The sequence below is a fragment of the Natronotalea proteinilytica genome, from assembly GCF_055379935.1.
On sequence record NZ_AP043947.1, the window covers coordinates 833,306 to 854,354 of the forward strand.

The 21,049-nt window shown below is 54.6% G+C and carries 13 protein-coding genes and 1 tRNA gene; 8 read left to right on the forward strand and 6 right to left on the reverse strand.

What is annotated here, in order from left to right:
• Positions 1 to 22: 22 nt before the first annotated feature.
• Complete coding sequence (gene ppk1, locus ACZ5AL_RS03570) at positions 23 to 2,203, reverse strand: polyphosphate kinase 1 (protein ID WP_464512226.1); 2,181 nt, start codon at positions 2,201 to 2,203, stop codon at positions 23 to 25.
• A gap of 105 nt (positions 2,204 to 2,308) precedes the next feature.
• On the opposite strand from ppk1, the gene ACZ5AL_RS03575 reads away from it, so the two are divergent.
• Positions 2,309 to 5,242 carry a TolB family protein gene (locus ACZ5AL_RS03575; protein ID WP_464512227.1) on the forward strand — a complete coding sequence of 978 codons (2,934 nt, stop codon included), beginning with the start codon at positions 2,309 to 2,311 and terminating at the stop codon, positions 5,240 to 5,242.
• A 283-nt stretch (positions 5,243 to 5,525) separates the two neighbouring features.
• Here the strand turns inward: ACZ5AL_RS03575 and ACZ5AL_RS03580 are convergent, their stop codons facing one another.
• From ACZ5AL_RS03580 to ACZ5AL_RS03590, 3 genes are all read right to left on the reverse strand, one after another.
• Positions 5,526 to 5,918 carry a response regulator gene (locus tag ACZ5AL_RS03580; RefSeq protein ID WP_464512229.1) on the reverse strand — a complete coding sequence of 131 codons (393 nt, stop codon included), beginning with the start codon at positions 5,916 to 5,918 and terminating at the stop codon, positions 5,526 to 5,528.
• 169 nt (positions 5,919 to 6,087) lie between these two features.
• A complete protein-coding gene (locus ACZ5AL_RS03585) occupies positions 6,088 to 8,097 on the reverse strand; it encodes a ComEA family DNA-binding protein (RefSeq protein WP_464512230.1) in 2,010 nt (669 codons plus the stop codon).
• An 81-nt stretch (positions 8,098 to 8,178) separates the two neighbouring features.
• On the reverse strand, positions 8,179 to 9,021 hold the full coding sequence (locus tag ACZ5AL_RS03590) for a hypothetical protein (RefSeq protein WP_464512231.1): 843 nt from the start codon (positions 9,019 to 9,021) through the stop codon (positions 8,179 to 8,181).
• Between the two features lie 155 nt (positions 9,022 to 9,176).
• On the opposite strand from ACZ5AL_RS03590, the gene porD reads away from it, so the two are divergent.
• Entirely contained in the window at positions 9,177 to 10,058 is an 882-nt protein-coding gene (gene porD, locus ACZ5AL_RS03595; RefSeq protein ID WP_464512232.1) for a type IX secretion system protein PorD, read from the forward strand.
• A gap of 458 nt (positions 10,059 to 10,516) precedes the next feature.
• On the forward strand, positions 10,517 to 10,723 hold the full coding sequence (locus ACZ5AL_RS03600; protein WP_464512233.1) for a type II toxin-antitoxin system Phd/YefM family antitoxin: 207 nt from the start codon (positions 10,517 to 10,519) through the stop codon (positions 10,721 to 10,723).
• A 723-nt stretch (positions 10,724 to 11,446) separates the two neighbouring features.
• On the opposite strand, the gene ACZ5AL_RS03605 is transcribed toward ACZ5AL_RS03600, so the two are convergent.
• A tRNA-Leu gene (locus ACZ5AL_RS03605) sits at positions 11,447 to 11,530 on the reverse strand.
• 375 nt (positions 11,531 to 11,905) lie between these two features.
• On the opposite strand from ACZ5AL_RS03605, the gene ACZ5AL_RS03610 reads away from it, so the two are divergent.
• A complete protein-coding gene (locus ACZ5AL_RS03610) occupies positions 11,906 to 14,167 on the forward strand; it encodes a S46 family peptidase (protein ID WP_464512234.1) in 2,262 nt (753 codons plus the stop codon).
• Here the strand turns inward: ACZ5AL_RS03610 and ACZ5AL_RS03615 are convergent, their stop codons facing one another.
• The gene (locus tag ACZ5AL_RS03615) at positions 14,168 to 15,094 is read right to left on the reverse strand and encodes an alkaline phosphatase family protein (RefSeq protein ID WP_464512236.1); all 927 of its coding nucleotides are present in this window, start codon (positions 15,092 to 15,094) and stop codon (positions 14,168 to 14,170) included.
• Between the two features lie 100 nt (positions 15,095 to 15,194).
• Here ACZ5AL_RS03615 and ACZ5AL_RS03620 point away from each other — a divergent pair, with 100 nt between their 5' ends.
• The 4 genes from ACZ5AL_RS03620 (at position 15,195) to ACZ5AL_RS03635 (ending at position 20,968) form a co-directional block, all read left to right on the forward strand.
• Positions 15,195 to 16,424 carry a patatin-like phospholipase family protein gene (locus ACZ5AL_RS03620; protein ID WP_464512237.1) on the forward strand — a complete coding sequence of 410 codons (1,230 nt, stop codon included), beginning with the start codon at positions 15,195 to 15,197 and terminating at the stop codon, positions 16,422 to 16,424.
• An 82-nt stretch (positions 16,425 to 16,506) separates the two neighbouring features.
• Entirely contained in the window at positions 16,507 to 18,051 is a 1,545-nt protein-coding gene (locus ACZ5AL_RS03625; protein WP_464512238.1) for a YifB family Mg chelatase-like AAA ATPase, read from the forward strand.
• A gap of 412 nt (positions 18,052 to 18,463) precedes the next feature.
• Positions 18,464 to 19,162, forward strand: coding sequence for a hypothetical protein (locus tag ACZ5AL_RS03630; RefSeq protein ID WP_464512239.1), 699 nt, complete (start codon positions 18,464 to 18,466; stop codon positions 19,160 to 19,162).
• Between the two features lie 117 nt (positions 19,163 to 19,279).
• A complete protein-coding gene (locus ACZ5AL_RS03635; protein ID WP_464512240.1) occupies positions 19,280 to 20,968 on the forward strand; it encodes a formylglycine-generating enzyme family protein in 1,689 nt (562 codons plus the stop codon).
• The last annotated feature ends 81 nt before the right edge of the window (positions 20,969 to 21,049 follow it).

Genomic DNA, 21,049 nt, shown 5'->3' on the forward strand with positions numbered 1-21,049 from the left:
ATCAGGGGATTCGTTGCAAAAGTCAGTCGGAAGTAGCGGCGGTGCGTGCATCTTCCATAAGGCGCCATTGTAGGGCCTGGGTGCGACGCGCATCAGGGGTGTCGCCGGACGCGTCTTGGACGTAGTGTCCGTCTGCGTGCAAATCCCATCCGCTGTAGGTGTCGTTGCATGCGTAGTTGAGAAGGCGCACAATGCGTTCGCGCAACGCCGAGTCGTGGATCTCTACGGCGGCTTCCACGCGGCGGTTTAGGTTGCGGCTCATCCAGTCGGCACTGCCCATAAACACGCGGGCAGGCGCCTCATGATTCTCGAAATAGTAGATGCGGTCGTGTTCAAGAAAACGATCCAGAATGCTTCGCACGCGGATGTTTTCGCTGTAGCCTTCCAAGCCGGGACGTAACCGCGAGTGGCCGCGTACAATCAAGTCAATCGAGACGCCGGCCTGCGAGGCAGCGTAGAGTTTACGGATCATGCGGGCATCGTTGAGCGCATTCATCTTAGCAATGATGCGTCCGGTGCCATGGTCTTGTTGATGGCTGATCTCTTGATCAATAAGCTGCTCGAAACGCTGACGCATGGTGTGGGGAGCTACCAACAGTTCGTTGTATGTCTGCTCCGGGGCGTATCCGGTAAGATAATGGAACAGATTCATCACGTCCTCGCCGATGGCCGGGTTGCTGGTAAACAGGCCCAGATCGGTGTAGAGGCGCGCGGTTTTGGCGTTGTAGTTGCCGGTGCCGATGTGGCAATACAGGCGCGGATTACCGTCCTCCTCACGCACGACAAGCGTAACCTTGGTGTGGGTTTTTAGGCCAACAAGCCCGTACGCAACGTGTACGCCCGATTCTTCCAGTTTGCGTCCCCACTCAATGTTGTTGGCTTCGTCAAAGCGGGCCTTCACCTCCACGAGCACAGCCACCTGTTTGCCCTGTTCAGCGGCGCGCACCAGAGCGGCAACGATGGGCGAATCGTCGGAGGTGCGATACAGCGTCTGCTTGATGGCGAGCACCTGCGGGTCGTTGGCAGCGGCTTCGACAAAGCGCTGCACGCTGGCATCGAACGATTCGTACGGATGGTGGACCAGCACATCAGCCGAGCGGATGATGCTGAAGATGTCTTTCGGGGCGTCCTGATCGGTGTTCAGGAGGGAGGGGCGTACGTTTTCTTGTTGCAGTCGGGGCGGGGTGACGGGCGTCCACGACGGGTAGCGGTGGTCGGGGCGGTCAAGCCGGCTTAGCGGCATGAGGTCGGCGTGGCCGAGAAGCGCCGGAGCGGTATACACGTCTTCGAGACGCAGGTTGAGTTCCTCGACCAAGAAGCGGCGTACGTCGGGGGGCATGCTGGCCTGCACCTCCAGCCGCACGACCGGGGCGAAGCGCCGCTCGCGGAGCTCTTCTGAGATCAGTTCGATCAGGTCGTTAGCCTCTTCCTCATCGCGACGAATGTCGGCGTTACGGGTCACGCGAAAGGCGTGTACGGACGTGACTTGCATGCCCTCGAACAAGGACGGGGCGTTGTGGGCGATGATTTGTTCCAGTGGGACGTAGTGCCCCTCGGTGGGAAGTGCCACCCAGCGTTCCTGATTGTCGGGCACCTTCAGCCGTGCAAAGTGGTCGGTGTCGGATTCGGGGTTGTGCAGCCCAATGGCAAGAGAGAGGCTAAGGTTAGAGAGAAAGGGGAATGGACGGCTGGGGTCTACGGCCAAGGGGGTAAGCACGGGAAAGATGTGCTCCTCGAAGTGCGTATCGGCATAGTCGCGCTCGCGTTCGGACAGGGTATCGTAGTCGCGAAGGTGTATGCCTGCTTCTGTGCGAAGGAGCGGGCGCAGCGTATCGGCCCAGCAAGTGGTAAGGGTGCTGTAGAGTTCTTCAACGGCAGTGTTGATGAGTTCAAGCTGCTCGGCGGGGGTGCGACCATCGGGTGAGAGCGAAGAGACGCCTGCCGCCTGCTGCCGTTTGAGGCCCCCCACACGCTTGCGGAAAAACTCGTCGAGGTTGCTGCCGGTGATGGCGCAGAAAAAGACCCGCTCTAACAAGGGAATACGTGGATCCAGCGCCTGATGCAATACGCGCTGGTTAAAGTCGAGCGTGCTCAGCTCCCGGTTAAAGTACAGGCGCGGATCATCCAGCGATGCATCGGCAGGCACCGGGCGGGCTTCGACCGAGGGCGGAAAGGTGCGTCCGGTAGCAGCAGGGTCGGTCATATTGGGCGAATCGGTTTACTTTGCGATTCAGGATGCGTTACTTGGATACGTAGGTGAAGCGGTATACCGCGCACCGAGGTCCCTCTTTCTGATTATGTGTTGATCATGGTTTCTCTCTTCCGATTACTACGCCTGGCTACCGTTTTCCTCATCGTTTTGGCGGTTGGTGTTGTAGATGCAGAGGGGCAAGTCAACCGGGTAGATGCCATATACAACGTCGAGAACCGTCCCGATTCGGTGTCCTACCGCGTGCTGGAGGTGGATGGCTACGACATTATCTATCAGGCGGGTTACCGTGCATCGGCCAAGCGGGCAGCACACAAGATGATACAGAGCGAGGCGGGTACCGATGTCATCATCGGGTCTGCGCAACCGCAACGGGCTATGCCCGTCGTGCTTAACGCGTACAACGACCGGTCCAATGGGTTCGTGCGCTCGTTGCCGTTTAAGCAGGAGATTGAAATCCCGTCGATTCGTAGCAATACGCTTACGCCTCGGTTTGCCTCATGGTTTGATGTGGTGGTGCCGCACGAACTCACCCACGCGCTTCATGCTGAGTACAATCCGGGGTTTGGGGTGGGAACCATCATGGGCACGTTTGCTCCAGATGCCGAGCGATCGCTTAACTTGTCGGCCCCACGCGGATGGACCGAGGGCGTGGCGGTGTATCGTGAAAGCCAGGTGCGCGAGGGGGCCGGACGCATGAAGCTGCCCGCCGCCCTAATGTCGTATCGAGCGGCGCTTGGCAGCGATAGCCCGTGGGGACATGCTCGCGTGCTGCACGCCCCGGCCCACACCCAGCCCTTCGACCGCCATTACATTGGGGGCGGTCAGTTTTTTCGGTATCTGGTCGAGCGCGACACCGAAGACGAGGCCCGCGAGCCCTACGATTTCTTTCAGCGGACGCTGGGCGCATATCACCGCTTTCCGCTTTTGGGCTATGGCATTCCGCTGTGGTATGGCACCGGACGCGCGCCGGGCTCCCTTTCCCGCGAGTTTATGGACCATGAGCAAGCGCAGGAGGCCAAACGCATAGAGGCACTGGGCACGCTTACGGAGCCAGACTTGGTCGTGGAGACGCGCCGCGGGCTCAACCACCGGCGTCCGCTCTGGAAGGATGACGATACGCTTGTTGCCTATCGGTTTGGGTATCGTGATGTGCCGGGCATCTACCGCGTTGACACCTCAACTGGTGATGCTGAGCGTCTTGCGGCTCAGCAGGTTACGGGCGACTACCACATGCACCTTAGCGCCGATAGCCTGTCGGTGTGGGTGAGTCGCTTTGATCAGGCCGCCACGGTCCCCTCGCAGTTTGTTGCCGAGGTGGAAGCGGTGGACCTGCAGACCGGCACGCGCACATCGCCCACTGACGCAAACCGGTTGCTGGCGCCTGCCCCTCATGAAGCTGGAGGCTTCTGGGCTGCTGAAAACGATGCATCTGAACATCGGCTGGTGCGATACGACAGCCGCGACGAGGAGGCCGTACGCCGTGCTCATGCCTTGCCGCCGCGTACGCGCATCCAACAAATTGGGGCACACCCTACCGATGACGAGCGTGCAGTGGCGCTGTTGAACATGAATGGCGACCAGTTTCTGTTTGCGGTGCACGACGATGCGGACGATCTGCGCGTGGAGCCGCTGGTTGGCTTCGAGGAAAGCGTCATTTACGACGTACAGTGGGGGCCCGATGGACGGTACTTGCTTATGAGCGCCGATCCTACGGGCGTGCCGAATGTGTTCGCTGTAGATCTGGAAACTGAAACGGTGTATCAGGCAACCAACGTTGCGTATGGAGCGCTGGAGCCTACGCTTTCGCCCGATCGTAGCATGGTGGCGTATGTTGAGCATCAACACGAGCGCCACGATCTGGTTACGGTGCCGTTTGAGCCGGAGACGTGGGAAACCCGTACCGAAGACGTGGTGTGGCATGCTCCGATTCGTGAGCAGACCGAGACCGGTCCCGAAGATCTGGAGGTGCCGGATGATCTGGTTCAGGGGGAGCGCACCTACCGGGCGAGTTCGTACCTGAGCCCGCGCATGGTGTATCCTACGATTCGGCTGGATGCTGATGAGTTGGAAACAGGGAGCGCACTGGACGAAACGCTCGGGCTGGGCGTGGGTCTGGGGCTTGCCGGGGCCGACCCGCTGCAACAGTGGGCCTATCGGATGGAAGGGTACTACCAGGCAGGACAAATCTGGGGCGAAGGTCGGGTACAAACAAGTCGTCTGTGGGGGCAACCGAGCCTGGGACTCTATCGACGTCCGTTTACGACCAGCGCTACGGTGACCGATGAGGAGGGCACGTCTAGACCCCTTCGGATTGGGGTCGATGAACGGGGCGCTGACCTGACGGTGCAGCAGTCTATCACGCGTCGGTCAAACGTATATCGTTCGTTGTGGCAGGTGCAGTGGCGCAGCGAATTTCGCCAAACCCGCCTCTTTGCCGATGCGATTCAAGATACGCCGTTTCAGGGTCGGATTACGTTGCGTCCCAGCGTGCAATACATCTGGCGGCTCCAACAGAACACACGCGATCTGATTCCCCGTCATGGGGTGGTCGTAGGAGTAACCCCGTTTGTGGATGCCTGGACGGATGGAATAGATGCCGGACGAGCCGTGCAGGGAGGGCTTAGCGCGTATCTACCATGGTTCGACCGGTTCAACACGGGGGTGCGCGTGGGGATGCAGGCGTTGAGTCAGAATCAGGGTGCTATTTTCAACCTGGAGCAGTTTATGCCGCGCGGTTACAGCGACACGGCCTTGCCGCGCGGCACATATACACGAGCCGATTTAGAGGTGGTACAGCCGATTGGATACCCGGATCGCGGCGGTACGGTGTTGCCTGTGTACATGCGAGCGTTCTATCTATACGGTGTGGTACAGGGACTTTACGAATGGGCAGACCGGGTGCCCACACTGTCTAGCAGCACCATTGGCGTGGGGGCACGACTACGATTGTTTTATAATCTTCCGGTGGATGTGCGGATTGGTGCTACCTATCGCCACTTTGATGACAGTTGGGTCGGCACCGTGCGCTAAGAACGAATTGTGCTATGGGTTCAGAAGGCGCAGAGCTCCCCATCGTCCTGTCATCCCGGACAAGGCGCCCCTGGCGCCGCTGATCCGGAGCCGAGCGAAGCGACGCACAAAGTAATCCATTCCGCCGGTTGAAGGCTGCCTTTACGTCCGGCACGCACCCATCTGTTGGGCTATTGGGGGATGGATCCCAGATCGTCGCTACGCTCCGTCTGGGATGACCGTGTAGGGGCATAAACATGCTTCTGCACGTTCAACGGCAGATACGTGTATAGCACAACACGTGCTAAGAAGACGCGTTTCCGGTTTTGATGCACGCCTCCATCACTGAAAGCAAGTCCTTTTGAGAAAACGGTTTGCTTACATATGCATCGAACCCCTCCCTCTCAAGGCGTTGCTGATCGCCGGGCATCGCATACGCGGTAAGGGCCAAGGCCGGAGCCGCGATGTTGTATGGGGGCTTCCTTAGCAGATGCAACAGATCGGTACCGGTGCGGTGCTCCCCGAGATTAATGTCGAGCATTAAGAGGGCGAACGTCTCTTCACGGCAGGCTGAAAGTGCTGCGTCGACCGAGTCCACAATTGTTGCGTCGTAGTCATTTCGCAAAATGTGCTGAAGCAACAACTGGGTTTCGGCGTTGTCCTCTACAACTAAAACGCGAGGGGTTGGACTATTCATGGGCATCGATTCACTCAAAAGTGCAAATATAGCAGGGTGGGTTCAGAGTTAAAGACAGGCCCTAAGCGTCTACTACCCATGTACACAGCGGGGGGCATTCACAGCGGGGTCATTTGGGCAAATAACGTGTGGTGGGAGCGCCTTCGTATTCAAGGTACAGGATAAAATGCTAAAAAGCCCACCGTAGTTGAATGCGCCAATCGCGCACCCGCGAGTCATCAATGCGCCCTTGGCCAGATCCTATAACGGCGCGGTGGGTGTACGCCGTTACACTGTACCGACTTTCAAGCAATAGAGCATCCGTAAGTTGCACGCGTGCTAACAAATGGGCCCGCTGTCCTTGGTCGAACAGGGCAGGCACCGAAAATCCATACAACACATCGGGTTCGTAGGCAAAGAGTCGGCTGTCAAAGCTGTCGGTATCGAAGAGCGTCCAGCGCGTATTCAGATGCACTCGTGTGGTTGGCGTGTACTGGACTTCCGTCCACAGCAAGGTGCCAGACTCCGTGTTGGCACTATGATGCACGTGTGTGTACGCAGTGCGGGCACTCCATTGCCACTGCGAACTAAATGTATGGGTAACATGCACGCGCAGGTTCGCTTGATCGCGGAAGGCATGAACGGGGAAGGTGGAACCATGAGGCGCTGTTGTTTGCGTGCGCACATCGTGGCGCCGCATCTGTCCCTGCGCATACACGTGCAGCGCTTTATGGGGCCGATAATGGATGGCTAAAGCACCACGAAGGGATGTCTCAGGTCGTGTAGTTTGAAATTGAGGGATACGGATATGCTCTTGCTGTAGCGTACCTTTCAGTGTCCATGACGGGTGTACATCGAGGGCTATTCGTGTCGTGAGACCACGCATTCCGCCATGCGCTCGACCGTCTATGCCTCCCCAGTCCAGTGGGTCATAGGATGCATTCGTGTAATAACCACGCACCGCGAGGGTGGCATGCCGTCCTATGGCTGTGTGCAGGCCCGCAGCGGCGGCTTGCCCGCGTGGACCGGTTTGGGCGCCTTCTGCAAATAGGTGCGTGTTCGCGGAGGCAACGTACTGAGCATGAACACTCCAATGGGTGGTCCATTCTCCTGCAAAGGCCGGCTGGGTGTCTGGGCGCAATGCAGGACGAATAGGATGCCCAAATTGTGTGTAGAGACCAAGCACACCCACATGAATTCTTGCAGATTGCCATTGCATGTGGCTTCCGATGTGCGTTGTAGGGAGCTGACGGCGGTGTGAGCGTTCCGTTTCTGTGCGTCGTAATGACGAGGACCGTATCGATCGGGCTACTACGGCACCAGTGTGAAGCGTGTCGAGTGTTGCATCGAGGTTGCGGTGTGATGCAAAAGCGGTAGCCTGCAGCGAGCGAAATAAATTGAGCGTAATGCCTGCTCCGCGTAGATAGGTGTGCGGGCTTGTACCTCGGTACGGACGCAACCCGCTCCCTTGCTGGTTCAGGTTACGCGGTCCTCCGTAGACCGACGAAAAGCGTGGGCCGGTCCATAGCGCCAACCCTTGCCCGAATGCCACCTGATAGCTACCCACGATTAGCTGGTTAACCGGCCCCTGATTGCGCAGCATGGCGTATCCAATGAGATGATCGGGGCCGTACTGGCCGGCGTCAGGATTCCATTCGATTGGCTCCCCCGGCCGCTTGTCGGCTGTGAGGCCGAGGTCGATATGACGATTCCATGCGCGTTGTCGGATTACCATACGGTAGGGAGAACCCAGGTAGGGAACAGCGGTGGCATCGGTATAACCGCGAGCGCGCTCAAGTCGCCTTCCAGTTCGAAGAAGGCCGCGTACATTCCAGCCGTGTTTCCACCAGGACGGTTGGGAAGAAGAGGGGTCGTGTTGGTCGGCGTTGGACGCTACCCGTACAAATGGGCGGATGAGCGCTACTGTGGAGGCATCCAACACGTCATGGAGGTCCTCAACAGATTGAAACGGTCCATGGGTGCGGCGATGCGTGAGAAGGCGGATGGCTTGTGACACATCCAGGCCAGGCAGCTGGTGTAATTCGGCAGATCCCGCCTGGTTGAGAAAAAGCGGAGCCTCCCACCAGTCGCTCCACTGCTCCCACAATGCTTCATCAATCTGTTCATCGAGATACGGAAGCAGATGTGTGCGCAAATCCGTGGTGTCGGCGGGAGACAGCGAGTAAGCATGGGTAGGCAAGGGGCTACCCATGCCCATTCCAATCAACAGGAAGCACGCTATGACAACGTTGACGAGGCGCATTGGTACATACCGAGAATGTTACCAGGTAATGCGAAGGTCAGCGGCTGGAGACCAGCCCAACTCCCAATGTTGCTCGGCAGCTACGCCTACATAGATTCCTTTCCATCCGATACGTCCCCCAAGTGCGAACTCAGACGGCGTGGTTTGGACGCCTCCATAGACGGTGAGCGGCGCAATGACTGTAGCTTCGATGCCGCTACGAAACCGCATGGGAAACTCGACATCGTTGAACAAGTCAGCGCTCATTGTTACGCGATCTGTAAGTCGATAGGCCAACCCCACACTCAGCGTCCGCGGAAGCGGCGTTTCATCCGTCCACTGTGGTTGGTTGATATTCGTGGCATGTACGCCTACATCTACCAGCGGCATGATTTGCATCACCATGCCTGCGTGAATACCCACGGCAGCGGCGTTTCCGAATCGAGACATAGCGACATGGTAGTATCGAACCGTTGTGCCGAGGTGAAGAGGACGACTGCTGCCTAGATGCAGCGTACGGGCAGCGCCTACCGAGAGGTAGGTTTCACGATAGGCCTCGGTACCAAATGTGCCCACACCGGCTGCTGCATGACCCAATGAAGAGGGCCAATGGATACTTATCGTGCCATGCTGCAGCTCGGGCAACCCATACGATTGGCCTGCGTACAGCGTTATTGATGGGTTTTCCATTGGAGCCCACCCAGCTGGATTGCCATGAATACCGGGCAGTTCCGTGCGTGCAGTGGTAGCATGGCCTAGGGCTGTGCTATGCGTAGCACCGCGTAGATCAAAAAGAGATTGGGCCGCTGCATTTGGAAGAACAAATCCCCACATCAAAATGATGAATCCCCCTATCGACCCGAGTCGTCGTGTGCAGGTCATTGTAACCAAAGTCGGCGATGCGTAGTAGCGTGTAATCTGCTCACATGGACGACACGGAAGAATGCATTAACGTAGCGTGAGTGTAGCCCCTATTCATTGAAAATACAAAATCGGTTGTGGGCAGTTGCAAACCAGGTTACTTTGTGTGCAGAAAGGTGCTTGCTCTGCTCGTGGTGTGTGGGCTATGCGGTGTTCAGGTACACGCTCAAGAGCTAGACTGTGGCATTCGATTGGATTACTCGCAGGTTTCGGGGACAGACACTTCGACCTTAGATGATCTTGAAAATCGTATTGATCGGTACGTGAATGAGCGTTCATGGACCAAACACGAGGTGCGTCGCAATGAGCGTATTTCTTGTTCCATGCAAATTGTTATTGAAGATGAGCCTAGTCGAGGGGAATACGAAGCGCAGATTGTTGTGTCGGCGCGGCGTCCTATTTACGGCACGGCACAGTCGTCTACCGTGCTTCGCGTTAACGACACCGAATGGAGTTTTTCGTATGGACGGGGCGAGAGTCTAGAGTATAACCTGAACCGACATGATCCGCTCACGTCGGTGCTTGACTTCTATGCATATCTGATTATTGGAATGGACTTCGATACCTTTGACGAGCATGGGGGAACGCCTTACTTAGAGCAAAGCCGCGACATTGCTGACCGGGCTCGTTCGGCGCCGGGAAGCTCTGGATGGGACTCGTTTGGTACGAGTCGAGGCCGGACCGATCTGGTCGAAACGCTCTTGGGTAGCCGACATCAAGAATTCCGCTCGCTCGTGTTTCGTTACCATTATCGGGGACTTGATCGCTTCGTAGAGGACACTGATGCTGCTCGTGAAGAGCTCATAGAGGTGCTCCGCGATATAGAAGAGTTTGAAAACAGCAGAGGTCGAACCGAGGCACTTGATCACTTTTTTGGGGTTAAATATCAGGAGTTTGCTGTGGCTTTTGAGCAAAGCAATATGGCGCAAGAAGCGCATGCACTGTTGACACAGGTTGACCCTTCGCATGCTTCAACATATAACAACACGCTCAACTAGAAGACGGCGTTATAGCACGTAAAAATAGGACTGATCTCTATTTTTGCGCTTTTGAGGACAAAAAACAAACGATCCTTTGCCGTTAGCGGCATTAATGGCGTTGTGGATAACGGTGAAGTGGAGATGTCGCTGAATGGCTCCACGTTAGATACATGAAGGTTTCCTTAGCTACGCTGATCTATGATTTCGTATAGATGATATGAGGCACTTGAAGTGTTGCCATTCTGTAAAAAATAAGCAGTATGCATATACCCCTTTCTAATTATAAAAAAACTGTATAGGTGGTAACTAGAGAGTCGGTATTACGTCGTAAAGGATAGAACAATGAATGCTGTATCGGTCTGCATGTGGTTCCGTCAATATATACCCGACGGTTTTGCCACAATACCGGAGTAGGTATTGAGACTGTTTGAACACATGCGTCGGGCCGATTTTTCCTAAATAAGATACGTTCTGTTATGTACAATACCGAAGGAGTTGACGCGATCGCAACGATCACAGAATTGCGGTCTGAAACGTCCGAACTGATTGAGCACGTACGCAAAACCAAAAACGGCGTACTCATTCAAAAGAACAATGACCCTTACGCCGTACTCATTGATTGGGAAACGTACAAAAAGATCAAAGAAAAGCTCGGTGTTGACGAGTTGCGCGAACTGGAGTAAAGCCAGTGGTTGCGACTAAAAGATCAGAGGTGCTAAAGTTGGCTTCGCATCACCACAATGCGATAGCGCAAAATCTGCGACGTGTATGCACCGAATGAATGGGTCGTAGTCAAGACGACTCTTTTGTGGAGTGAAAGCGACTCCCCGATCTTTTTGCGAGCGTGAAAGCTTCGCATTGGTCGGTAGACGAGTCAACAGAGCAATCGTTCATACGGTACGTATGTACAGCTTGTGTGCGCTAAATCTCATGACTGTCCCGCTTGTGGCATAAAGGCCACCCCTCAGAATTTTTAGTCGGGGCAGCATTCAAACGCACTACGTGCAGACAGCGTACAACAAAGTGGCACTCCCACTACCGGGGGTGCCACTTTTCTGTGGGCAAAATAGATATGGCGTATGCTACCTGTTCTATCACACGTCAAACGTCGGGTAACGCATGTGCTCCCTAACGTATCGAGAATAACTCACCTGTCATCGCGAGCGCAGCGACGCAATCTCATGCTGTCACGTCGGATGCATCTGCCCAATTAACGGCATGAGATCGCACCTCAGGAGGACTCGTTCGCTATCGTTCACAGCACCGCATGGGGTACACACTTCTCTCCGCAAGGTCCCGCTGCCTTCAGATGAGATCGTGCGCTATACAGTCTGCCAGGTATATCTGGCGTCAAAAAAACACCCCGATGTGCATGTGCACAACGGGGGTAAACTACTCAGATAAGGTGCGAAAGGAGGGACTCGAACCCCCACGCCCTATTGGGCACGAGGTCCTAAACCTCGCGCGTCTACCAATTCCGCCACTTTCGCAATGGGAAAGTCCATATTGATTATGGAAAAGAGGAGTTCCCTATCCGGTACAAATTGACGGTTCCTCCTCGTTCCGGCAACTCAGAATAGAAAAAAGAAAGAGACGAATGAAACCCTGTTGTGCTGTCTTCACAGTTGCATCTTGGTTGCACTCTGTGCTTGACGCAAAATACATGGTTATGTAACCCATTGGGGTGCTGTGCGTCTACGTAATGAATGCCAAGCATAAAAAGGTATTCAGCGTCCATGTAGCTTCACCAAACGGGTGCGCCTAAGACGGGTCTGTTGCTGGGTAAGAGCTTTTGGAAACAGCACATAGCAGATAGATCCTTTCCGCGTGCGCCGATGTACTGTCTTATATCCATTCCTATTTGTATGCGCTACTTATCGAAATTGCGATCGGGATCTGCTGTGCGCACTGTTGCGCTTTTGGCAATGGTTGCCATTCTTGCCGTGGCTTGCTCAGCACCGCGTGACATGGTCTCGGTCGTAGACCGACCGGAGTCTACCGAAGGGGGAGCTGAAACGGAGGCGCGACTTCCCACGCTCCCGCTTACCGATATGCCCGCGGGCTACGATACCGTTGCAGTGCGTCCGTTTGACCTCGGCAAGATGTGGATGCTCGATAATATCCCCGCTGATCACTTTGCCGATACGTACGACATACATCCTGATGAGGATTGGAAGACGCACATGCAGCAGGCGGCGCTTCGATTTGGAACGACCTGTTCAGCAGGCTTCGTATCTGAGGATGGGCTTATGGTAACGAATCATCACTGTGCACGAACGCACATTACGGCCGTTCAAGAACAGGGCGAGCGGTTGGATCAGGACGGTTTTCTGGCCTCTACCCCGGATGAAGAACGCGCCACGCCCGACCTGCACGTTGATAAGCTGGTGGATACTCGAGACGTAACCAATCGCATCTATCGAGGAGCCCGCACATTACGGTCGCATGTGCGTACTGAGCGTGTTAATAGCCTGGAGCGCGAGCTAAATGCGCAAGCTCGCGAGCGAGACGCTAACCTGCGCGTATCAGTCGTCCCCACATATCGCGGGGCTCGTTATAAAGCATATACCTACCGTCGCTACACCGATGTCCGTCTGGTCATGGCCCCCGAGCAGCGTATCGGTTTCTTTGGGGGCGATACAGACAACTTTACCTATCCTCGGTATAATCTCGATGTTGCATTTTACCGGGTTTACGAAGATGATGAGCCTGTGCGCCCAACCAACCACTTTACATGGAGCCACGAGAGGGGAAGCGAAGCGGGCATGCCCGTCTTTACCGTTGGGACACCTGGAAGCACAGATCGTCTTTCCACCGTTAGCCAAATGGAGTATGAGCGCGACCACGGTATCCCCAATCAGTTGACGTTTCTGTCGAACCGGATTGATGTGATGAAAGCGTTCCTCGAAGCCAATCCGGAAGAAGAGGCGCCTGATTTGCGCAATACGCTGTTTTCGCTTATGAACTCGCGCAAGAACCTGGAGGGGCAACAGGTGGGACTTGACGACCCCCACTTTATTGCACGGCGCACCGCCAATGAACGTGCACTGCAAGACTCGATCCGGTCTGTAGATACGCTGCGCCAGAGATATGGAGGGCTGACGCGAGATATGGAGCAGCTGCAGCAATCCAAAGCCTCCGTCAATCGTCGTGGAAAGGCCTTTAATGGATTTGCAAACACAAACATCGGATCACGCATTCTTACGCGTGGCATGTACGGCTATTATATGAGTCAACTGCGTCGGAGCCGGGGGGCACAGCGCGATGCACAGCTTGAACAGGCCATCACCGAAGCCGATCAAATTAAAGACTGGCCTGCTGAAGTGGAGGAACAGCTTCTTGCACGCCGCCTCGAAGACCTGCAGGATGCGTATGGGGCCTCTGACCCTACCATGCGCCAACTTTTTGAGGACCGTACGCCACGTGAGTGGGCAGAGTATCTAGTTGAGGAGAGTCGGCTCTTTACAAAAGAAGGCGCAGACCGCCTGTTTGACCGTGGCTACCGCGATAGCAATGATCCATCGCTTCGCCTGATTGAAGGGCTGGCTCCGCTTTACTTTAGCATTGTAGAGCAGCAGCAAGACCTACGTGCTTCAGAGGTTTCGATTAATGCCCGCCTCAACCGGGCTCGACTGGCTGTGTTTGACGAGCGTCGCATCGCCTCGGATGCTACGTCAACACCTCGCATTAGTGACGGACGGGTGCAAGGGTACACGGTAGACGATACAACTCATGTAGCGCCGTACACTACCTTTGAGGGACTTTACACACGAGCAGATGAGAAAGACGGGGAGTCGTGGACGTTGCCTAGCCGCTGGATGGAAGCCGCATCCGATAGCACGTTTCTTAACGTCCCCCTTAACAAAGTGTCTACCAATGACATTGCAGGCGGAAACTCAGGGTCGCCCCTCGTAAATAGCGACTTAGAGCTTGTCGGTGTGGCGTTCGATAGCAACTACGAGGCCCTCCCCAATCGCTTTTTGTATCGCGATGAGCAAGCCCGTGCGATTTCAGTAGACAGCCGTGGTATCATTGCTGCTTTGGAACGGATCTACAATGCCGATGCCCTTGTCGACGAACTAGTGCAGGGGCGTCTGCCCGATCAAGAGATGGCTGCTCAGCAGTAATCAAGATTGCGGCATCTCGTTGGTCACAAGATCGACAAGCGTAGGAACAACATCCGTGATGGATGTCGCATCCGAAAAGGCGCCGGCTCCACATCCATAAGCAACCAGGGGAACGGGGTGACGGGTGTGGGGCTTTTGGTCGGGGGCTTCGAGGTTGCCATGATCGCTACAGAGAAGCAAAAGATCGTGTGCGGGCGAAAAAGCGTCCAGAATGCCTTTAAGTAGCGCATCCAGCCGGTGCAGAATGGTGGAAATGCTGAGTGCAGAACGTCCATGGCCAGCCTTGTCGGTTTCGTAGTATTCAAACAATGTAAACCGATGGGCTTGCATGAGGCGGTACAGTTGCTGGCCAGCCTCAAATGGGGAAAGGTGTGGAATGGATATGTTAAGGTGGTTTTGCCACGCCGCTCCAACAATGTCAGCCGTAAGGGCACGCCCCGTACGTACGTCTTCTGTAGAGCGCAAGCGTACGCCTGCTTGGCGACTACACAGCGTGGTGACGGTCCACCGGTTGCTTTGAGCGCGCTTTTCAAAAAATACGGGTGGATAGGCGTTCGCAAATGCACAGCCGTGCTCAGCAACTTCGGGTTGGAGGCGCTGAAATATGTTTTGAGCTTTCAGGATGGGCTTGGAGGTGGAGTGCGGAAACGGGCCGAAGTGGCGCCCAGCTCGTGCGGCGCAGTTCACCCCGCTAAAAAGCGATGCCTGTCCTGTTCCGCTTTGGGGCAGCCCGGAGGTTTGAAGGGTTGCGTCCACCGGTCGAAAGACGTGAGACGGGGTGTGTACGGTGGGAGTCTGAAGGGTCCATTGGGTGCATTGACTGAGCAGGGCAAAATGAGGGCCTACAGTGGTTAACGGATTCGCCGGTTGATTAGGCCCCAGACCTACACCATCCAGAAATAGAAAAAGGACATGACGAGGAGGCATATCGCGCAAAACGGTAAGCAGCAAAAGGCGGGCTGTAATTGGACGGCGTGCCCGCTATATTGATGCAAGTAGGTGCTTTTGTAGCTAACTATTACGAAGGATGAGCAACTGGTATCGGCGCTTTCTCCCTGATCGTTTGTTTCAGACACCGGAGGCAGACTCGCGCAAGCAGCAGGCCGATACGCCTACCATTGCGCTTGTGTTAGGCGGCGGTGGGGCGCGGTCGGCATATCAGGTGGGGGTGCTTCGGTACATGGCCGAGACCTTTCCCTCATTTCGGTTTTCAGTGCTTACCGGTGTGTCTGCAGGAGCTATCAATACCACACAGTTGGCAAACCATTCTGGCACGTTTGCACAGGCCACAGCCAGTTTAGCACGTAACTGGCGCAATTTGTCTGCCGATCAGGTGTTTGACATTAACTCGGGGATTGACATTGTGCGTAGGTTAGTGGCCGATCGTACTCCCGAAAAACGGGCTCAGGGCGATCCGCAACAGCGCGGATTGCTGGATCCAAGTCCGCTTCGGACGTTCTTGCATTCTAAGATGGGCACAACAGAGGGCGAGTTGACGGGAATCCAGCAAAACTTACGCACCGGATGGCTAAAGAGCGCTGCCGTAGTAACAACAAGTTACACAACGGGCCAGACGGTAACCTGGGTGCAGGGATGCGACTTTGACGAATGGGAGCGCCCAGATCGCGTGGGCCGCCACACCCGATTGTGCGTCGATCATATCATGGCATCCACAGCCCTTCCGTTGGTTTTCCCTCCCGTTCGCATCAATGATGCGTGGTATGGAGATGGAGGTGTACGTCTCATGGCTCCGTTGGCACCGGCAGTGCATTTAGGAGCAACGCACATTATGGTCATCGGTACGCGTCATAAACCAACGCAACGCGAGGCTGGAACGCCCTCGGTTTATGGCCATCCGCCCTTGGCGCAAATCATGGGGTTGCTAGTAAATGCTGTGTTTACCGATGCATTGGAGCAAGATATTGATAACTTGCAACGGATCAACCGGCTCGTGAAAGAAAAGCAGCGTCGCAATGGACAACACGAAGGGGGCTCCTCAGAGCGAGTCATCGATCTCTTTCAGTTACGCCCCTCTGTAAACCTGAGCAGCTTTGCACATGAGTACACTAGCGAGTTACCTACTACACTTCGGTATTTAACGAACGGGGTAGGAGCCAGCGAGGTGCGCAATGCCGATTGGTTAAGTGTACTGCTGTTTGCTCGCGGATACATTGATCGCGTTATGGAGATTGGATACGCTGACGCGCAAGCCCGTCACGGCGAAATTTGCGACTTCATAGCAGCATGCCGGCGTTAATTAGGCCGTCGGAGACGTTACGAATTGCTTGCGGATGGGTCGTAAGCGATGTACCGGTTGCTGACCTGATTTACATTGGCATATGCTAAGCCGTGTTTGGAGTAGCACAACAATTGGGGTAGACGCGTTGCCCATCGAGATCGAAACCCATATCGACTCTGGGCTTCGGAAGTACACGGTTGTCGGGCTTCCTCACGGAGCAGTACGCGAGAGTCGTGACCGCGTTATGTCGGCGCTCAAGACCAGCGGGCTGCCTATACCGCGTGGACGTATCACGGTAAACCTGGCTCCGGCGGATGTGCCCAAAGAAGGATCTGCCTTCGACCTACCTCTGGCGATTGGGTTGTTGGCAGCCTACACAGATCACATGCCGAAAGACCGGTTGGCTCGGGCATGGGTTATGGGGGAGTTGGCGCTAGACGGAACGGTGCGTCCCGTTCGAGGGGTTTTGCCCATGGCTATTAAAGCTGCATCCAAAGGGTGTGATTATGTAATTGTCCCGAAAGAAAATGCCCGCGAGGCGGCGGTGGTAGATGGTCTTTCCGTGGTGCCTGTACAGACAATTAAAGAAGCTGTGCATTTCTTGTCTGAAGGAGTGCGCCCTGCAGAACCGCTGCCTAACGTAAAGCAAGCGTTACAGAACGGAACAGAGGCGCCAACTGATTTTTCAGATGTGAAAGGACAAGATAACGTGAAGCGGGCATTGGAAGTTGCTGCTGCGGGGGGACACAATGTGTTGCTTGTTGGGCCTCCTGGAGCAGGAAAGACCATGTTGGCCCGGCGGATGCCGGGCATTTTGCCGCCGCTTTCGACATCTGAAGCGCTAGAGACGACCAAGATATACTCGGTAAACGGTACGCTCGACCCCGGAAAAGGGCTCGTGACGCAGCGTCCGTTTCGGTCACCGCACCATACAATTTCTGATGCTGGTCTGTGTGGAGGGGGAGCGCACCCGTCACCGGGTGAGATTTCGTTAGCACACAATGGCGTACTGTTTTTAGATGAGCTTCCTGAGTTTCAGCGCCGCGTGCTGGAGGTGATGCGTCAACCCATTGAAGAAGGGCGTATCACTATTAGCCGAGCGCGCTCCACAGTTACGTACCCAGCTCGGTTTATGCTCATGGCAAGCATGAACCCATGTCCCTGTGGTTATTTGAATGACCCTAAGCGAGAGTGCGTGTGTCGGCCTGCTCAAGTGCAGCGCTACCTCAGCAAAATTAGCGGCCCACTCATGGACCGCATCGACCTGCACATTGAGGTGGCACCTGTTGACTTTGACGAACTCCAAGCCTCTGAGCAGGGAACGGAATCGTCAGAACAAGTGCGATCTCGTGTTGTAGCAGCGCGGAATCAGCAGGCGCACCGATTTAAGTCGAGCGATGGTGTGCACGCGAATGCGCAGATGAACGCCGCTGCTGTTCAGTCGTACTGCAATTTAGATGAACCCGGAACGACGTTGCTAAAAACGGCCATTGACCAAATGGGGCTTAGTGCACGAGCATATACGCGTGTATTAAAAGTATCTCGTACCATTGCAGATCTTGCAGGAACTGCAGCAATTCAAGCTACTCATGTTTCCGAAGCGATTCAGTATCGTTCATTAGATCGTAGTTGGTGGCATGGCTAAGCAAGGCTTTTCATAAAGATGGAGGATCAATGCATGGTGGGGGTATCGTAGTAGCCTCAACAGATTAGTCGAAGGTATCTCTATAATTCCCCTTTCTGTGCTGCTTGGTCTTGTTTTTGCGTTAAAGTGGTGCCGCACTTTGCATGCAAGCAATGTATTCCCTATTGTGTTTAAGCAACACAGGTAAAAGGCTGCTTATGCGAAGGCAAGCCAGGTTTGTAATAGCTTGCGCGACGGTTTAAGCAGTTGATGCAGCCAGTTTAGGAAGTTCTGGTTATCCTTTTACACTCGGTTTGTTACTTGTCCAGCTACGATGTATTATGTAATGCAGCGTAGTGACAACTGCTAATGTTGTACCTTAGGTGCAGCGGGCAGTCTTCGATTCTAAAAGAACTATAACGGCGTTGGGTACATGCCTACCAAAGCACTACATACGGTTACGTTTGCGTTTGTCTTTGTTGTGTCTCTGCTACTTATGCCTGTGCAGACAATGCAGGCACAAGGCCTGCAAGGGTTGGGGCAAGGCGAAGCGCAAGAGGAGGTCTCAGGAGAGTCGTTTATCCATGGCATCAAAATTGGGGTGGGTATCAACACCTATCAAGGTGACTTGAGTCGCAACCCTGGCAACAACATCCTAAAGTATGTTAGTTCAGCTAATCCATCTATTGGTGTTGCGTTAGATCGTCGTTTAGGTGAGTTCGACCAGTATGGATTGAATGTTGGTTTGCAATATCACCGCATTGACGGGCGTACTACAGGTCAAAATGCCCCGATTGAGTTCACAAACAACTTGCTCGGTTTAGATGTCACAGCTGATTACGATCTTCCCTATGTTAGACAAGGGCTATTCCGGGTTTTTGTTGGTGGAGGTCCTCTCTTTCTTATTGCACCAACCTACGAAAACTTTCCAGAAGGGGACAGCCGGTTTGAGGAGCTCGGTAGCCGTGTTACAGGGTCGTTTGTTGGAGGGGTTTCTTTTTTCGACACCTTCCGGATGGGAGTTCGTGTTCCAACTACTGGGTGGCTTGACGGACATACAGGAATCGACGGGGTAGAGCGTCCTGATTACATGGGTTTTGTAGAAATCACGTATCGGTTTGACTTTCGATGATAATCGCTCTGCCCCTTAACAGCGGAACTAAGAACCGGGCTTGATTTTATATGTCTCGATATTCATCATAAGTGCACAGGTTGGGGCAAGGTTTCTGTGCACTCACACATTGCTTGTTTGACTGTTGTAATACACATGATTATGCGGCGTACGCTTACGATTCTTTGTGCCCTGTTGCTGGTTGGGTTAGTTAGCTTGCCACAAGACGCAGACGCACAGCGCCTGTTTGTTACTGGTGGTGCGCTTCTTTCCGAAGATGCGACTCCTTCTAACCTCGCAGGTACGAACCCTGCCATTTCAGGGGGGGTGATGTTTGACCTGAATCGCGTAGCTCGCGTTCGAGGGGGGCTAACGTATCAAGAACTAACTTCCGCGGATCTTGGCGTTGAGTTCCATGTCCTTGGGTCAGACAGTCAAGTTAGTCCCTATCTGCATGTCGGGTATGGGCGGTTCATATTTGGGCAGGAAGAAGAGCGCGGTCTCTTTCCTGCTGGTATCGGACTTGACTACGATGTTGGGCAAAACGTCCGCCTAAAAGCTGAATTGGCCGGCCGATGGGCCTGGAACGAGGAAATTGATGGCGGGGTTGTGCAGCCAAACTTAGTTGCGAGCTTCATGCCTTCTCTTGGTGTGTCGTATCAATTACAGCGTGTTGACCGAGAGCTTCCCGCACGTGGTGTTACTGACCAACCAGATTCGTTTGCTGACTCCGATGCCGAGTGTGGACCGTTCGGGTACTGCCCGAGTGATGACGAATTTGCCGATGGTGACCTGGAATTTAACATACCGTATACCAAATGGGATTTGGTTGGAGGGTCGCCACTTATGCTTCCACGTACGGTAGAGGTTGCCCGCTTCTATGGGGAGTTTGGTGATCCCGGCCGTCTTCCCTATGATCGCGAAATAGATCCGGAAGAAGACCTGTTTGAGTTTGCTGATCACAGTGACATGATTCGCCTTCCCAGCGGGACATTCCTTATGGGGCCGACCGACCCTCGTAGCGATCTTGATCAAGATCCAGGACGCCTTCGGATCTCTATGAGTGGATTCTTCATGGACCAGTACATGGTGACTAACGACGATTATAAACGCTTCCTTGAAGATCTTTCGGGCGATGAGCTTCAAGAAAATGAATTGGAGCTTCCTGATGCAGAAGCGGAGCGTTATTTTGAAAGTGAAGGCCAGTCTCCTGTTCTTTATGCTACTTGGGATCAAGCCCAGGCCTACTGTCAATGGCGTGGACACAGCTTGCCAACCGAGGCACAATGGGAATACGCTGCTCGTGGAGGTGTGATTGGGTCTGCCTACCCATGGCCAGGACTTAGCGCCGAGCGTCGTGGCAGCCCGTTAGCAAACTTTAATTCCTCAAACCCCGACCCCGTTGGTTCGTATGAACCAAATCGTTGGGGGCTTTTCGATATGGCTGGAAACGCCTATGAGTGGACCGCTGATGCCTGGACACGTGATTACGGACGTCATGCCGAGCGAAATCCGCGGCATACCAATCCCCGTGAAAACCAGCGCACCATCCGTGGGGGATCGTGGCGTTCAGGAGAGTTCGAAATTGGTGTTGGTGTTCGGGAGCGTGCACCGCGTGACATTCCCGTAGATCGTGTACGAGATGGGGAGTCGATTGGCGGAGATGAGGTCAGCTTCCGGTGCGCAGCGACCCTAAGTCAGGTTGATATTGATGCCGTAGAAGAAGAAGTAGAAGCTCCACCGGAAGCAGATGCCCCTGACGTGGAAGTGGAAGAAGATGTTGAAGAAGAACCTCAGGAGTTGGATCCGTCGTTTCCGGAGCCTTGATCCATGAGGTGGTAGATTGATCTCACTGCGATACGTTCGTTGTTGTCGTTGTTATAACACGCCTGTATCGTATAATTTGCA